At 68.4% G+C, this 14,895-nt stretch carries 15 protein-coding genes; 6 read left to right on the top strand and 9 right to left on the bottom strand.

Features of this window, described 5'->3' with window-relative positions:
- Positions 1–68 precede the first annotated feature (68 nt).
- From aroA to bcp, 3 genes are read left to right on the top strand one after another with little or no spacing between them, the layout of a single operon-like run.
- Positions 69–1,448, top strand: a complete 1,380-nt coding sequence (aroA, locus tag ABD206_RS01535) for a 3-phosphoshikimate 1-carboxyvinyltransferase (RefSeq protein ID WP_344068266.1) — start codon at positions 69–71, stop codon at positions 1,446–1,448.
- Positions 1,445–2,491: a ribosome small subunit-dependent GTPase A gene (rsgA, locus tag ABD206_RS01530; RefSeq protein WP_344068263.1), complete on the top strand. Its 1,047-nt coding sequence runs from the start codon at positions 1,445–1,447 to the stop codon at positions 2,489–2,491. Before aroA ends, rsgA begins: the two co-directional genes overlap by 4 nt.
- A gap of 25 nt (positions 2,492–2,516) precedes the next feature.
- A complete protein-coding gene (gene bcp / locus ABD206_RS01525) occupies positions 2,517–2,984 on the top strand; it encodes a thioredoxin-dependent thiol peroxidase (protein WP_344068260.1) in 468 nt (155 codons plus the stop codon).
- A 123-nt stretch (positions 2,985–3,107) separates the two neighbouring features.
- Here bcp and ABD206_RS01520 read toward each other — a convergent pair whose 3' ends face one another.
- Positions 3,108–3,500, bottom strand: coding sequence for a histidine kinase (locus ABD206_RS01520; RefSeq protein WP_344071378.1), 393 nt, complete (start codon positions 3,498–3,500; stop codon positions 3,108–3,110).
- Between the two features lie 227 nt (positions 3,501–3,727).
- Here ABD206_RS01520 and ABD206_RS01515 point away from each other — a divergent pair, with 227 nt between their 5' ends.
- The gene (locus tag ABD206_RS01515) at positions 3,728–3,976 is read left to right on the top strand and encodes a WhiB family transcriptional regulator (RefSeq protein WP_344068257.1); all 249 of its coding nucleotides are present in this window, start codon (positions 3,728–3,730) and stop codon (positions 3,974–3,976) included.
- 69 nt (positions 3,977–4,045) lie between these two features.
- Here ABD206_RS01515 and ABD206_RS01510 read toward each other — a convergent pair whose 3' ends face one another.
- The 3 genes from ABD206_RS01510 to ABD206_RS01500 are packed head-to-tail and all read right to left on the bottom strand — an operon-like array spanning position 4,046 to position 7,362.
- Complete coding sequence (locus ABD206_RS01510) at positions 4,046–5,524, bottom strand: sensor histidine kinase (RefSeq protein ID WP_344068254.1); 1,479 nt, start codon at positions 5,522–5,524, stop codon at positions 4,046–4,048.
- Positions 5,525–5,533: 9 nt separating this feature from the next.
- Positions 5,534–6,745, bottom strand: a complete 1,212-nt coding sequence (locus ABD206_RS01505) for a CpaE/TadZ family protein (RefSeq protein WP_344068251.1) — start codon at positions 6,743–6,745, stop codon at positions 5,534–5,536.
- 5 nt (positions 6,746–6,750) lie between these two features.
- A complete protein-coding gene (locus tag ABD206_RS01500; RefSeq protein ID WP_344068248.1) occupies positions 6,751–7,362 on the bottom strand; it encodes an SAF domain-containing protein in 612 nt (203 codons plus the stop codon).
- 97 nt (positions 7,363–7,459) lie between these two features.
- Between ABD206_RS01500 and ABD206_RS01495 the strand changes: the two genes are divergently transcribed.
- On the top strand, positions 7,460–7,741 hold the full coding sequence (locus tag ABD206_RS01495; RefSeq protein WP_344068245.1) for a helix-turn-helix domain-containing protein: 282 nt from the start codon (positions 7,460–7,462) through the stop codon (positions 7,739–7,741).
- Positions 7,742–7,776: 35 nt separating this feature from the next.
- Here the strand turns inward: ABD206_RS01495 and ABD206_RS01490 are convergent, their stop codons facing one another.
- On the bottom strand, positions 7,777–8,361 hold the full coding sequence (locus tag ABD206_RS01490) for a hypothetical protein (RefSeq protein WP_344068242.1): 585 nt from the start codon (positions 8,359–8,361) through the stop codon (positions 7,777–7,779).
- Positions 8,362–8,488: 127 nt separating this feature from the next.
- Here ABD206_RS01490 and ABD206_RS01485 point away from each other — a divergent pair, with 127 nt between their 5' ends.
- A complete protein-coding gene (locus ABD206_RS01485; RefSeq protein ID WP_344068239.1) occupies positions 8,489–8,944 on the top strand; it encodes an Rv3235 family protein in 456 nt (151 codons plus the stop codon).
- A 15-nt stretch (positions 8,945–8,959) separates the two neighbouring features.
- Here ABD206_RS01485 and ABD206_RS01480 read toward each other — a convergent pair whose 3' ends face one another.
- The 4 genes from ABD206_RS01480 to ABD206_RS01465 all read right to left on the bottom strand — a co-directional run bounded on the left by ABD206_RS01480 (position 8,960) and on the right by ABD206_RS01465 (position 14,785).
- Positions 8,960–10,186, bottom strand: a complete 1,227-nt coding sequence (locus tag ABD206_RS01480; RefSeq protein ID WP_344068236.1) for a pyridoxal phosphate-dependent aminotransferase — start codon at positions 10,184–10,186, stop codon at positions 8,960–8,962.
- A 60-nt stretch (positions 10,187–10,246) separates the two neighbouring features.
- Positions 10,247–13,063: a preprotein translocase subunit SecA gene (secA, locus tag ABD206_RS01475; protein ID WP_344068233.1), complete on the bottom strand. Its 2,817-nt coding sequence runs from the start codon at positions 13,061–13,063 to the stop codon at positions 10,247–10,249.
- Positions 13,064–13,359: 296 nt separating this feature from the next.
- On the bottom strand, positions 13,360–14,016 hold the full coding sequence (hpf, locus tag ABD206_RS01470; RefSeq protein ID WP_344068230.1) for a ribosome hibernation-promoting factor, HPF/YfiA family: 657 nt from the start codon (positions 14,014–14,016) through the stop codon (positions 13,360–13,362).
- Positions 14,017–14,104: 88 nt separating this feature from the next.
- Positions 14,105–14,785, bottom strand: a complete 681-nt coding sequence (locus ABD206_RS01465) for a ComF family protein (RefSeq protein WP_344068227.1) — start codon at positions 14,783–14,785, stop codon at positions 14,105–14,107.
- Positions 14,786–14,895: the final 110 nt, after the last annotated feature.

Genomic DNA, 14,895 nt, shown 5'->3' with positions numbered 1-14,895 from the left:
AAGTCTACGTCCAGCAAGGTGGCGGTCGACATCGGGCTCCTCCGAGGGCTTCGTTAGGCTATGAACCGATGACGGGCGACACCTATTCCCACTCCGCCTCGGACACACCGGCGTCGCCGCGGCAGACACCGGGCGGCTGGCACGCTCCGAGCGCCTTCGGCGCGCTGGATGCGCGGCTGGCGATACCGGGATCGAAGTCTCTGACCAATCGTGAACTCCTGATCGCCGCGCTCGCGGATGCGCCGGGCACCCTCCACGCCCCCCTCCACTCCGAGGACTCGGATCGCATGGTCGAGGCGTTGACGGCGCTCGGCGTGCAGATCGAACGCGTTCCGAGCGAGAGCCCCTTCGGACCGGACCTGCGCGTCACACCCCCCGCCCGGCTGCGGGGCGACGTCACCGTCGACTGCGGCCAGGCCGGCACTGTCATGCGGTTCGTCGCAGCCGCGGCGGGACTCGCGACGGGAGACGTGACCCTCACGGCGCACCCGAGCGCACTCCACCGCCCGATGGGCGCCCTGATCACCGCCCTGCGAGACCTCGGCATCGACATCGACGACGAGGGCCGCTGGGGCCTGCCCTTCCAGGTACGAGGTCACGGGCATGTCCGCGGCGGTGAAGTCGTCATCGATGCGAGCGCGTCGAGCCAGTTCGTGTCGGGCCTGCTGATGGCCGCGCCCCGCTTCGACACCGGCCTGCACCTCATCCACTCGGGCGAGCGTCTTCCCAGCCTTCCCCACATCGACATGACGGTCGAGTCGCTCAGCCGTCGCGGCATCCACGTCGAACGTCCCACCTCGCGCGAGTGGATCGTCCCCCCGGGCACGCCGCGCGGAAAGGATGTCCCGATCGAGCCGGACCTGTCGAACGCGGCGCCGTTCCTGGCCGCCGCGATGATCGCCGGAGGGTCGGTGGCGGTGACCGGATGGCCCTCACGCTCGACGCAGCCGGGCGCGCTGCTCACGGACCTGCTGTCCGGCCTCGGCGGACGCGTGTCGCGCCGCGGTGGCGCGCTCACGGTCACGGCCGGGCGCGCCGGCATCCACGGTGTCTCGCTCGACCTGTCGGCGGCCAGCGAACTCACCCCGACGATCGTGGGTCTGGCGGCTTTCGCGGATGCCCCCACGACGATCACGGGCGTCGGCCACATCCGGGCGCACGAAACGGATCGGATCGCGGCGCTCGTCGGCAACCTCCGCGACCTCGGCGGCGACGCCGAAGAACTGCCGGACGGACTGCGCGTGCACCCTCGCCCCCTCCACGGCGGCGTCTGGCGCGCGCACCACGATCACCGCATGGCGACGACGGGAGCCCTCATCGGACTGGCTGTGCCCGGCGTGGTCGTCGACGACATCGGCACCACGGCCAAGACCCTCCCCCAGTTCACCGAGCTCTGGGACCGGATGCTCTCCGGCCAGATCACCCGGTCAGGGGATGCCGACGCGTGAGCTGGCTGGGTGACCTCGACGACGAGGATGACGATGCGCTCGATGAGAGCGACATCCGCGTTCGTCCCAATCCCAAGGCGAATCGCCCGCGCACCAAGCGGCGGCCCGCACATGAGGATGCCGAGATCGGTCGCGTGCAGGGCGTGGACCGCGGCCGCTACAGCATCCTCGTCGCTGAAGACCTCCCCTCGGAGCGAGAGATCACCGCGGCTCGCGCCCGTGAACTGCACCGCACTCCGATCGTCACCGGTGATCGGGTGCGTGTGGTCGGCGATACCTCGGGCGAGGAGGGCACCCTCGCGCGGATCGTGCGGATCGAGGAGCGTGCGTCGCTGCTGCGCCGCAGCGCTGACGACACCGATCAGGTCGAGCGCGTCATCGTCGCCAATGCCGACCAGATGCTGATCGTGGTCGCCGCGGCCGATCCGGAGCCCAGACCGCGCCTGGTCGACCGCTACCTCGTCGCCGCGCTGGATGCGGGTCTGCATCCGCTCATGGTGGTGACCAAGACCGACCTGGCCGACCCGACGGATTTCCTGTCGCACTTCGACGGCATCGATCTGGATGTCTTCACCAGCGCCCGCGGCGACATGCCCGTCGAGCGGATCGGTGAGGCTCTCGTGGGGCACAGCACGGTGTTCGTCGGCCATTCCGGCGTCGGCAAGTCCACCCTCGTGAACGCGCTCGTGCCCACCGCCCAGCGCGCGACCGGACACGTGAACGAGGTGACCGGCCGTGGCCGCCATACCTCCAGTTCCACCGTTTCGCTGCGCTATCGCGGCGCGGGCGGGTCCGGGTGGGTGATCGACACTCCCGGGGTCCGATCGTTCGGACTCGGCCATGTGGAGCCCGACAATCTGCTGCGCGCCTTCACCGACCTGGCCGATGCCGCGCGTGACTGCCCCCGAGGGTGCACGCATCTCCCGGACGCGCCCGACTGCGCGCTGCCCGATGCCGTCCGCGCGGGACGGCTCGGAGCGGGCGCAGCTGCGCGGCTGGATTCCCTCCAGCGCCTGCTCGCGACGTTTTCCGACCGGCCGTGAGCGCCCCGGGTCGTAGGCTGAGGGCATGACGACACGTCTCGAACCCGGCACCGCGGCGCCCGACTTCACCCTGCCCGACCAGGACGGCGCGGAGGTCTCCCTCAGCTCCCTGCGCGGCAGCGGGGTCATCCTGTTCTTCTACCCGCAGGCGATGACGCCCGGCTGCACGACCGAAGCGTGCGACTTCCGGGACTCGCTGGCTCCCCTGGAGGCCGCGGGGTACCGCATCCTCGGTGTCTCCCGCGACCTCCCGCCCAAGCTCCAGACGTTCCGTGAACGCGACGGGCTGACCTATCCCCTGCTCAGCGATCCCGACAAGGCGGTGCACCTCGCGTACGGAGCATGGGGCGAGAAGACCAACTACGGCAAGACCGTCGAGGGCGTGCTGCGCTCGACGTTCGTCGTCGACGCGGACGGCATCCTCACCCACGCCCTGTACAACGTGAAGGCCACCGGCCACGTCGCACGCATCCGAGGGCTACTCGGCGTCTGAGTCGTCGTTCGTTCTGTTGCGGTCGCGGAAGAAATTGCGAACGTAGGAGAAATCGGCGCAGCAGGACGAACACGCCGTGAGCGGTCCTACTTCGGCGATTTCTCCTACCTCGGCGATGTGCGACTACTCGGCGTCTGAGCCGGTCTTGGCATTCTGCCCGGCCCGCCGCGCGGCGGCGAAGAGCAGGATGAGGGTCACGGCCGAGGGTGCGGCGATAGCCAGAGCGGTGAGCGGGTGAGCGTACGCGCCGGTCGCAGCGCCGAGTGCGACCGCCAGGATCAGCACCTGCGCGACGATCGAACCGGACCGGCCCCACGATGCGTCCCGCCAGGTCGCCACCCCGAACGTCGCGAGGATGGCAACGCCGGCGAGTGTGAGAACCAGCAGCGCGATCGCACTGTCGAGTGCCGCCGTGTCACCGGCGACCATCGCCATCAACTGCCAGATCGCCAGCAGCGCCAGCCCGAGACTCTGGGCGAGCACGATCACTGCCGCGGTACGGCCGGCGGGATTCATCGACACCGGATGTCGCTCTCTCTCGTTTCGCGTCCGTTCCAGGCTCATTCACAGCCTCGGCGTGCCGAACTCGCCGTGCCACCCTTGATACCGGTGAACAGCTGTGGGACGATGGATGAAGCCGTGTGCTCCCACAAGGTCGTGGGACGAGCAACGAACTCGTACACCTGACAGAGTATCCGACCCCCCGATGGTCCGACACTCACACCCCCACAAGGAGCACCTCTATGGATTGGCGCGACAAGGCCGCCTGCCTCACTGTCGACCCCGAATTGTTCTTCCCCATCGGGAACACCGGACCGGCCGTCGACCAGATCGAGAAGGCGAAGTCCGTGTGCGCCCGGTGCACCGTGACCGAGATCTGTCTGCAGTACGCACTCGAAAGCGGCCAAGATTCCGGCGTCTGGGGTGGACTCTCCGAGGACGAGCGGCGTGCGCTGAAGCGGCGCGCGGCGCGCGCCCGTCGCGCGAGCTGACCCAACAGCACCGTTGCGCGAGCTGACCCAACAGCACCGTCGCGCCAGCTGACCCACGCCCTCCGCGCGTCACTCGGGGGCGATGTAGCGCAGCGGGATGTCGATCGTGACCTCTGTGCCGCTCCCCACCAGCGTGTGCCAGTCGATCGTCCCTCCCAGCTCACCCTGGATGAGGGTACGCACGATCTGCGTTCCCAGTCCCCTGCCGACCTGCCCTTCGGGCAGTCCCACCCCGTTGTCGCGCACCCGCACCTCGAGCATGTCGGGGTCGCGCTCGGCGATGATCTCGACGTCGCCTTCTTGACCCGCCAGTCCGTGCTCGACGGCGTTGGTGACCAGCTCCGTCAACGCCAGCGCCAGCGGTGTCGCGTACTCACTGGGCAGGGTTCCGAATCGTCCTGTGGTGCGCGTCCGCGCACGGGTGTTCGGGGCCGCCGCCACCTCTGCGACGAGCTTGAGGACGCGGGCGAAGACGTCATCGAAGTCCACGCGTTGCGTGAGTCCTTCGGAAAGCGTGTCGTGGACGACCGCGATCGCCGAGACCCGGCGCATCGCCTGCGTGAGCGCCTCCCGCGCTTCCTCGGTGTGCGAGCGACGCGCCTGAATGCGCAGGAGGGATGCGACCGTCTGCAGGTTGTTCTTGACGCGGTGGTGGATCTCTCGGATCGTCGCGTCCTTGGTGATCAGCTCCTGCTCTTGGTGACGCAGCCCGGTGACATCCCGTGTCAGCAAGATCGCGCCGATACGCACGCCATGATCGCGCAACGGTATCGTGCGCAGGCTCACGGTGACGCCGCGGGCCTCGATGTCGGCACGCCAGGGGGCGCGGCCGGTCACCACGAGCGGCAGAGACTCATCGAACTGCCGCTTCTCGGGAAGGATCTCGGTGGTCACCTCCACAAGGAATTCACCCTCGAGCTCGTCTTCGAAGCCCATTCGGTTGAACGCCGACAGCGCGTTCGGGCTGGCGAAGGTCACGACACCGTCGACATCGAGCCGGATGAGGCCGTCAGAGGCGCGCGGCGCTCCCCGCCGCGGCGCTGTCGGGGCGCTGAGGTCGGGGAAGTCGCCCGAGGCGATCATTCCGAACAGGTCATCGGCGCACTCGTTGAAGGTGATCTGCTGACGCGACGGTGTGCGCGCCTCCCCCAAGTTGGTGTGGCGGGTGAGCACGCCGATCGGGGACGCGGACTCGGCGCCCACGCGCACGATCGGCACGGCGCGCACACGGGTGGGGGTCTCTTCGAACCAGTCGGGCGATGCCGAGTCGACGATCTCGCCAGAGAAGAACGCCTCCCGGATCTGGGACCGCCACTGCGGACGAACCGGGTCGCCGACGATATCGCGGTAGAACAGCGTCGCCGCACCACTGGGACGGGTGTGTCCGACGGCGACGAAGGAATCATCTGCCGTCGGCACCCAGATCACGATGTCGGCGAAGGCGAGGTCGGCGAGCATCTGACCGTCGCCCGCGAGGCGGTGCAGCCACTCGATGTCGGGACCGGTGGAGCGCCCTTGGGCGTAGACGAGATCACTGAGCGTCGACACATCCCCAGCCTAGGACGGTGAGGCCGTCACCACGATGCGCCGCCGACGATGTGCCGGCTCGTGCCGGCCGTGATCAGGAGCGCTGATCGTGTCGGCGACGAGCCGGTCGAGTGCCGTCACGATGGGCGAACGCGGCGCCACAGCGCCAATCGGCTTGCCCGCGAGCAGCGCGGCATCGGCGGAGCGGGGATCGGGCGGGACGAACCACACGTCGCCGATCCCGGCGAAGCGCGCAAGCGAGCGCCTCACCTGACCGCGCGCGTCGATTCCCAGCGCTCCGGGTCGTAAGCGGTTGGCGATGACGATGGTCGGTGTCACTCCGATCGTCTCGCGCAGTTGCGCGTGGGCGCGCAGGAACCGGGCGACACCGACCGGATCGGCCCCGGCGACCGCGATGACCAGGTCCGCGGCGAGCAGCGCCCCCAGCGTCGCGCCGTTGCGACGGTCTCCGACGAGGTCACTCACGATCTCCTCATCGCGCTCCAGCGGTGCGGCGACGTCCACCACGGTGTGCGATGACCACCCGCGGCACGCCGTCAGTGCCGCCCTGACCCGATCCTGGGGAAGCTCGGGCCATCGGCTCGGACGATTGATGCCTGTCAGCACACGGAGGCCGCCGCCGAGGTCCTGCGAGATGCGGGCGAGCTCTGTCGCATCCAGCTCCTGACGCTGTGCCCGACGGCACGCAGCCGGGAAACCCGGTCCCTCATCCCCCAAGCCCAGGGCCAGGGCGACGCCGGCACCGTGGGTGTCTGCGTCCACGAGCAGCGCGGGATCCTGCCGCGATGCGAGCCGGTGGGCGAGCTCGATGGCCAGTGTCGTCCGACCCGGTGCCCCACCCGGTCCCCACACAGTGATCACCCGTCCGCCGCGAGGGAGGGAAGCCCCCTGTGTCGGTAGCGGCGCGGCGATCATCTCTCGCACCCGGTTCGCGCTCGCCGAAGCCGGAACCGGCGCCGAAAGCCCGTAGGCCCCGGCAAGTCGGTGCGCGATGTCGGAATCCCCGACCGCGACCACGCGCACACCCGCTGCGTCACAGTGAGCGATCAGGTCGGCCGTGAGGGTATCGTGCCGCGCTGTCACCAGCAGCAGGTCTGGGATCGCCTCGGCATCGGACGCTTCCCCAGCGGCCGACCACGGCACGACCTGCCAGTCGATGGCCGCGAACTCCTTCTCCAGACGCGTACGATGCGGTTCTTCCAGGGCGATGGTCACACGCACGGAGGTCATCCTCGTGTCGGCACGATCGACAGCGCATCACCGCCGGCGACGGCGTCGAGCACACCGGCGACATCGCTGCGTGGCACCGAGATCTCGACACTCATTCCGTCGCCGGCGATCACAGATTCCTCGTCGAGGATTCCGGCGACGACGACGTCGGCGACCAGGATGCGTGGCGCGTCGTATTCCCCCTGTCCGAGAGAGGGAGCGCTCCACAACTCGACCACGGACCCCGGCACCACCGACGCGGGAACGTCGCCCGACGTGCGCACGACGACGGTGGCGGTCTTCACGGTGGCGACCGCCACGATGTCATCGGCGGGGACGAGCTCTCCCGAGCGGATCGTTCGCGTCACGACGGCCTCTCCCGGAAGTGGCTCGCGCGACAGATACCGGCCCGCGCTGGCGCCGAGCGCGACATCCACGACAACGAGGTCACCGGCCTCGACCGTCTGACCAGCCACCAGCGTGTGGGCTGCGGCGTATACCGGCTCTGTCGTGCGCGCACCGGCGACCACGAGCCAGACTCCGGCGATGGATCCGGCGATCAGGACGATCCCGAGCACGAAGCGGAGGTCTGCCCAGATTCTCGGTCGAGAGCGCGAGTCTGTTGCCATGCGACCATGGTGAGCGATGCGACGCGCGGTCCCTGCGCCTTATCCACAGCCCCGCCTCGGGGTCCGTGATGTCGGAGGCGCACGCCATAATGGCTCCATGCTCCCCACGCCCTTGCCCGCCGGGCACCTGCTCACCCCCGCGCAAGTGGCCGATGTGCTGAGCCTCGATGTCGATGATGTCATCTCGCTCGTGCTCTCCGGACGCCTGCGCGGTGCACGTGTCGGTATGCGCGCCCAGTGGCGCATCGAGCAGGCCAGCGTCGCGGAGTACCTGGACGACCAGGTCGAGGAAGCCCGACGCATGGCGCTGTGGCAGCAGTCGCAGACCGCGAGCTTCCCCGAATTGTGGGGCTCCGGCGCCGTGCGCCACGCCGACTGACCGCGCTCTGGCGTGGCCGCGCGACGGCGGCTGGGTCACAGGTCGACGTCGAGCTGCTCCACGCGCACGCACGAGATGTTCCCCAGGGCCAGTGTCCATATCTCGGCGACGGATGCCGCCCGCCGCGCCTGCCCTGGATCGTGCTCGGCCAGATCGCAATAATCAGCGCCGACACGGTCGAGCGTTCCGTTCAACTGGGCGCCGTTGGTGAGGCGCACGCGAACGGCCCGTCGGCGGCGCGCACAGTCGCGCAGCGCGTACGCGAAGGACAGGCGGTCGCTGAGCGCGGATTGAATCGGCGGTGCGACAGGATCACCCGCGGGCAGTCGGAGTGCGTCGATCGCCCCGATGCGGATGATGCTGACGGCACCCTCCTCGTGCGCGATCGCCACGACGTCCTCCCCCACCAGCACGACGCGTCCTCGCAGCGCTTCCCCGGCGAGACGGAGCAGCGCAGGGGGCGCGATCCGGCCTGGATCCCGCCACGGGATCAGTCGCTCCCTCATGGTCGAGCGGGCGATCCTTACCCGCTCCGCTTCACCGGCGAGGTCCGCGCGGGCCCACTCCTCGTCCGCTGCGGCCTGCAGCTCGACGTCCTCGAACAGTCGCTCCCATCGCATTCGGCGAGCGTAGGGCGAACATGAGGATTCGATGAGAAACCATCCCCACCCCCTGTGGACGGCAGCGGGAGGCCCGTCGCCGCGTGTTCTACTTCTCGGCATCCTTCGAGCGAGAGTGAGTTTCCCGATGGCCTCCCCGAGTCCTGCATCGCCCCGATCCCGCTTCGCCCGCGCCTACCGCGCAGCGGACGAGGAGGACGCGGCCAATCGCTACTTCGCGCCGCAGCCGACCTCGACGAGCGACCTTCCCGATCCGGACGTGTTCCTCCGCAACATCGCACGGGGTGTGATGGAGGTCTTCGCCGGCGTGCGCGACGTCGATCAGCTCGCGCGCTGGCTCGCCGAGGATGCCTACCGCAAGCTCGTGACCCGATCGAATCTCGCGGCGCGCGCCCGGAGTGCGCGAGGCCAGGCCCCGCAGCGCCCTGTGCACACGATCATCGCGGTGCATCACTCGTCGCCTCGCGACGGCGTGGTCGAAGGGGTCGTCGTGGTGCGCGGCCCCGCGCGCACCCGTGCGATCGCGATGAGATTGGAGGGGACCGACGGACGCTGGCGCACGACCTCGCTGGCGCTGCTGTGAGCGATCCTCGGGTGGCTACTGCCGGTACGAGGACAGGAAGTTCCCCAGTCGCTCGATCGCTTCGGTGAGTACACGTGACTCCGGCAGCGTCACGATGCGCACGTGATCGGGCGTCGGCCAGTTGAAACCCGTGCCCTGCACGAGCAGCACGTGCTCGGCGACCAGGAAGTCGTACACGAACTTCGCGTCATCACGGATCTCGTAGACGTCGGGGTCGAATCGAGGGAACGCGTACAGCGCACCCTCGGGCTTGAGACACGACACCCCCGGAATGGCCTCCAGCCCCTCCCAGGCGGCATCGCGCTGCTCGTGCAACCGCCCGGTGGGGGCGATGAGCGCGTCGATCGACTGCACCCCACTGAGAGCGGCCTGCACGGCATGCTGGGCGGGGACATTCGGGCACAGGCGCGTCGACGCCAGCAGCTGGATGCCCTCGAGGAAGCCCGCAGCGTGCTTCTTGGGGCCGGTGATGACCATCCACCCGGAACGGTAACCGGCGACCCGATAGGTCTTGGACAGCCCGTTGTAGGTCAGACACAGCAGGTCGGGCGCGAGGGTGGCCAGCGGGATGTGCCTGGCGTCGTCGAACAGGATGCGGTCGTAGATCTCGTCGCTGAGCAGCAACAGCGAGTGCTCCCGAGCGATCTCGACGATACCTTCGAGTACTTCCCGCGAATAGACGGCGCCGGTCGGGTTGTTCGGATTGATCACCACGATCGCCTTGGTCCGCGGCGTGACCTTGGAACGGATGTCCTCGAGGTCGGGCTGCCACCCGTTCACGTTGTCGCACAGGTAGTGCACCGGAGTTCCGCCGGACAGACTCGTCATCGCCGTCCACAGCGGATAGTCCGGCGCGGGGATGAGGACCTCGTCTCCCTCATCCAGCAGCGCCTGCATCGTCATCGTGATCAGCTCACTGACCCCGTTTCCCAGATACACATCGTCCGGGTCGAAGGAGGGGAACCCCGCCTCCTGCTCGTACCGGGAGACGACCGCGCGTCGTGCCGACATGATCCCGCGGCTGTCGCTGTAGCCGTGGGCCGTGGGCACGGCCTCGATCATGTCCCGCACGATCTGGAACGGTGACTCGAAGCCGAAGACGGCGGGGTTGCCGGTGTTGAGCTTGAGAATGCTGTGACCCTCAGCCTCCAGCCGGTCGGCCTCGATCAGCGCCTGTCCTCGGATCTCGTACAGGACGTTCTTGAGCTTGCTCGACTGATCGAGAGGACGCGGGTGGTTCATCCGAACAGGATAGTGCGCGAGCGTGCGGACCAATGGACAGGCACTGGCCCGCTCCGCGCGCTACTTCTTCTTGCCGGACGCGCGACGCTGCGCGCGGTTCTGCGGCTGAGCGGGGGCCTGCTGGCCGCCGCCCGTGCTCGTCGGCTGCCCGAACGCGCCACGTGCGGGAGGCTCGGCGGCCGCGGGAGGGGCCACCGGCACGGATGCCGCTGCCTGGCGCGCGCGGGACGTCGCTCCCTGCTGCACCTGACCGCGGTCGTTGCGCACCTCGACCTCGCCGGCGTCGTTGGCGGCCGAGTACTGCAGTCGCTGGCCGTCGACGGGGGCAGCTCCCAGGCCCTTGGCATCCACCTGCGCCGGGTGCTCGCCGTCGGCGCGACGAACCTCGACATCGAGGTTGTAGAGGTAGCCGACCGACTCCTCCTTGATCTGCCCCATCATCGACTGGAACATCTGGTAGCCCTCGCGCTGATACTCGATCAGCGGGTCGCGCTGCGCCATCGCGCGCAGACCGATCCCGTCTTTGAGGTAGTCCATCTCGTACAGGTGGTCCCGCCAGCGCCGGTCCAGCACCTGCAGCACGACGCGACGCTCGAGCTCGCGCATGGCGGCCTCGCCGAGGGATTCCTCTCGCGCCTTGTAGGCGATGCGTGCGTCGGAGACCAGCTCGCGCTTGAGAACGGCCGGGGTCACCTTGCCCTTACTGCCGGACTCCGCGACGACCTCGTCGATCGTCACGGACACCGGATAGAGCGCCTTCAGTTCTGTCCACAACGCATCGAAGTCCCAGCTCTCGGTGTGACCGGCACCGGTGTGATCGTCGATCAGGTCGCTGATGGCATCCTCGACGAAGTGTTGCACCCGGTCGGCGATGTCGTCGCCGTGCAGGATGTGGCGACGATCGGCGTAGATCGCCTCGCGCTGACGGTTGAGCACGTCGTCGTATTTCAGCACGTTCTTGCGCACCTCGGCGTTGCGGGACTCCACCTGCGACTGTGCGCTCTTGATCGCGCGGGAGACCATTCCCGACTCGATCGCGACATCATCGGGGAAGTTCGTGCGGGCGAGGATCGCCTCGGCCGCACCCGACTGGAACAGCCGCATGAGATCGTCGGTCAGAGACAGATAGAACCGGCTCTCCCCGGGGTCTCCCTGACGTCCCGAGCGTCCGCGCAACTGGTTGTCGATGCGCCGCGACTCGTGACGCTCGGTGCCCAGCACGTAGAGGCCACCGGCGTCGATGACCTTGTCGGCCTCTTCGGCGACGTGTGCACGGGTCTGCTCGTAGACCGCGTCCCACGCCGCCTCGTACTCGTCGGGCGTCTCGACGGGGTCCAACCCCTTGGCCTTCATTTCCTGAACGGCGAGGAACTCGGCGTTACCGCCGAGCATGATGTCGGTTCCACGTCCCGCCATGTTGGTGGCCACGGTCACCGATCCCAGACGCCCGGCGCGCGCGACGATCTCGGCCTCGCGAGCGTGGTTCTTGGCGTTCAGGACCTCGTGCTTGATGCCCTTCTTGGCGAGCAGTCGCGACAGGTACTCGCTCTTCTCCACGCTCACGGTGCCCACCAGCACCGGCTGACCCGCCTCGTGGCGCACCGCGATGTCTTCGACGACCTGCGCGAATTTGGCGGGCTCGTTCTTGTAGACGAGGTCCGGCTGGTCCTTGCGCACCATCGGGCGGTTGGTCGGGATCGGGACCACGCCGAGGTTGTAGGTCGACATGAACTCGGCGGCCTCGGTCTCGGCGGTACCGGTCATGCCCGCGAGCTTGTCGTACGAGCGGAAGTAGTTCTGGAGCGTGACGGTCGCCAGCGTCTGGTTCTCCGCCTTGACCGGGACGCCCTCCTTCGCCTCGATCGCCTGGTGGATGCCCTCGTTGTAGCGGCGACCGACGAGGATGCGTCCGGTGTGCTCATCGACGATCATGACCTCGTCGTTCATGACGACGTAGTCGGTGTCGCGCTTGAACAGCGCCATCGCCTTGATCGAGTTGTTCAGGAACGAGATCAGCGGGGTGTTGGCCGACTCGTAGAGGTTGTCGATGCCGAGGTAGTCCTCGACCTTCTCGATGCCGGGCTCGAGCACGCCGATCGTGCGCTTCTTCTCGTCGACCTCGAAGTCGATCCCGGGCTCGAGCGTCCGGGCGATACGGGCGAACTCGCCGAACCAGCGGTTCGCCTCCCCCGACGAGGGTCCCGAGATGATCAGCGGCGTACGGGCCTCGTCGATCAGGATCGAGTCGACCTCGTCGACGATGGCGTAGAAGTGGCCACGCTGAACAAGGTCCTCCTTGCGCCACGCCATGTTGTCGCGCAGGTAGTCGAAGCCGAACTCGTTGTTCGTGCCGTAGGTGATGTCGGCGTTGTATTGCTCGCGGCGCACCTCGGGCGTCTGTCCCGCGACGATCGTGCCCGTCGTCATCCCCAACGCGCGGTACACCCGACCCATGATCTCGGCCTGATACGAGGCGAGGAAGTCGTTGACGGTGACGACGTGGACGCCCTTGCCCGCGATCGCATTGAGGTAGGCGGGGAGGGTCGCGACGAGCGTCTTGCCCTCACCGGTCTTCATCTCGGCGATGTTGCCGAGATGAAGCGCCGCGCCGCCCATGATCTGCACGTCGTAGTGACGCTGGCCGAGCGTGCGCTTGGCGGCCTCTCGGACCGCGGCGAAGGCTTCGGGCATGAGCTTGTCCAGCGTCTCGCCGGCCTCGTACCGGCCACGCAGCTCCGCGGTCTCACCGCGCAGCTCCTCGTCGCTGAGATGGCTGTACTCGTCCTCGAGGGCGTTGACGGCTTTCGCGACCTGCTGAAGACGTCGCAGCAGGCGTCCTTCACCGGCACGGAGCAGTTTCTCGAGAGGGTTGGCCACGGAGCATCTCCATCTATCGGCTGCGGCACCACGTGCCGAACCCGGGCGAACTGCGCCCGGACATACCCACCCATGCTATCGAGGGTCGACCTTGACGTGGGCTGGATGTGTGTCCGCCGCCGACCGGGTGGACTCCCGGCGCCTGCCGTCCCTCGCGAGGGGTCGCACTGCGCGGCCGCCTGCACGGATCCTGCGGCGTGTTGCGACCCCTCGCGCAAGAATCCGGATGCCGGGGCGGCCGCACACATGACGGATGCCGCGAGCCGTGTGGCTCGCGGCATCCGTCGGTGAGGAGCTCAGCCAACCAGGGCGGCGGGGGCCGTCTCCGTCGTCAACGAGATCACACCGTAGTCCCAGCCCTTGCGGCGGTAGACCACGCTCGGGTGGTCGGTCTCGGCATTGATGAACAGGAAGAAGTCGTGGCCGACCAGCTCCATCCGGTCGACCGCGTCACCGACGGTCATCCACTCGGCGTCGAACTCCTTGGTGCGGATGACGACCGGCGTGTAGACCTCGTCGTCCTCGGCGGCCACGACCGGCACCTCTCCGGTCGCGACGGCGCGCAGCACGTCGACCGAAGCCGGCTCGATGTCGATGCCTTCGAGCTCACCTCTCTCCTTGTCGAAGGTCGCCTTGCGCGGGTGGTTGCGCGCGTCGATCCTCTTGTCCTTGGCCCGACGCAACTGCTCGCACATCTTGTCGACGGCCATGTCCAACGCGGTGAACTTGTCCGCATCCCGCGCCTCCGAGCGCACGATCGGCCCCTTGCCGGTGAGGGTCAGCTCGACGGTGTCGTCCTCGACCCGTCCGGTGCGGTGAGAGCGGTGCGTGACCTTCACATCCACGCGCTGCGCGCGAGGTGCGAGGTGTTCAATGCGGGCAACCTTCTCGTCAACAACCGAGCGGAAACGGTCGGTGATACCGACTCCCACGCCGACGATGTTCGTGTCCATCATGACCTCCTTGTTCCGGTCCACCCGGCCAAGGGCGGACCATCCAGTCGCCTTGTTCCACACACGTTAGACCCTGACCCACCCGATGTCACCACCCATTCTTGGGACCTTGGTCTGCATTCTCTGAGTGTGCGCTGCGCCGCGGCGTGGATGCCACAGTGAGCGCACCCAGAACCTCTCCGCCAGCCGCGCGCAGCGCCCGTGCGGCCTCACGCAGGGTCGCCCCCGTGGTCACGACATCGTCCACCACGACGACCAGGGACCCGTGCATCGGAGCCGAGCGGAACAGACCAGCGACGTTTCCGCGACGGGCCTCGCGCCCGAGCCGGCGCTGGTCGGCCGCCGCGCGCGTGGGCGCCAACGCCGGCGTGCAGACGATGCCCGCGCGGCGGCACAGTGTCTCCACCACCCGGAAGCCGCGGCTCCCGAACGCGGCCCGTGTCGTCGGGACGGGGACGAAGCGCGTGCTCTTCGGCGCGTCCAGCGCATCCGCAGCCCCGGCCAGACTCCGGCCGAGTGGTCGGGCAAGGCCGACCCGACCATCGTTCTTGAGGGATCCGATCACCCGTTCGACAACGCCCTCATAGCGGTGAGCGCTCACGACGCGCATCCCGTCGAGGTTCCGGATCACCGGCTGCACACGCACCAGATGCGCGCGACAGCTGTCGCACAGCGCCACATCCGGCAGATCGCAGCCCGCGCACTCGACCGGAAGGATCCAGGACAGTGCCTCCTGCATCGCACGCACGACGGTCGATGTGGGAGGCATACCCCGAGCATCCACGATTCGATACGTGCGCCCCCGCCGGCATCGCGCGCACCCGCAGGTATCGCGCCCCACGGAGCTGGGGAGGACGATGCCTGCCGACGCAGAGCGGG

Source organism: Microbacterium sediminicola, from assembly GCF_039531125.1.
GTDB lineage: Bacteria > Actinomycetota > Actinomycetes > Actinomycetales > Microbacteriaceae > Microbacterium > Microbacterium sediminicola.
Note: the sequence above shows the minus strand (reverse complement) of the source record. Positions and strands in the feature narration are given on the sequence as shown.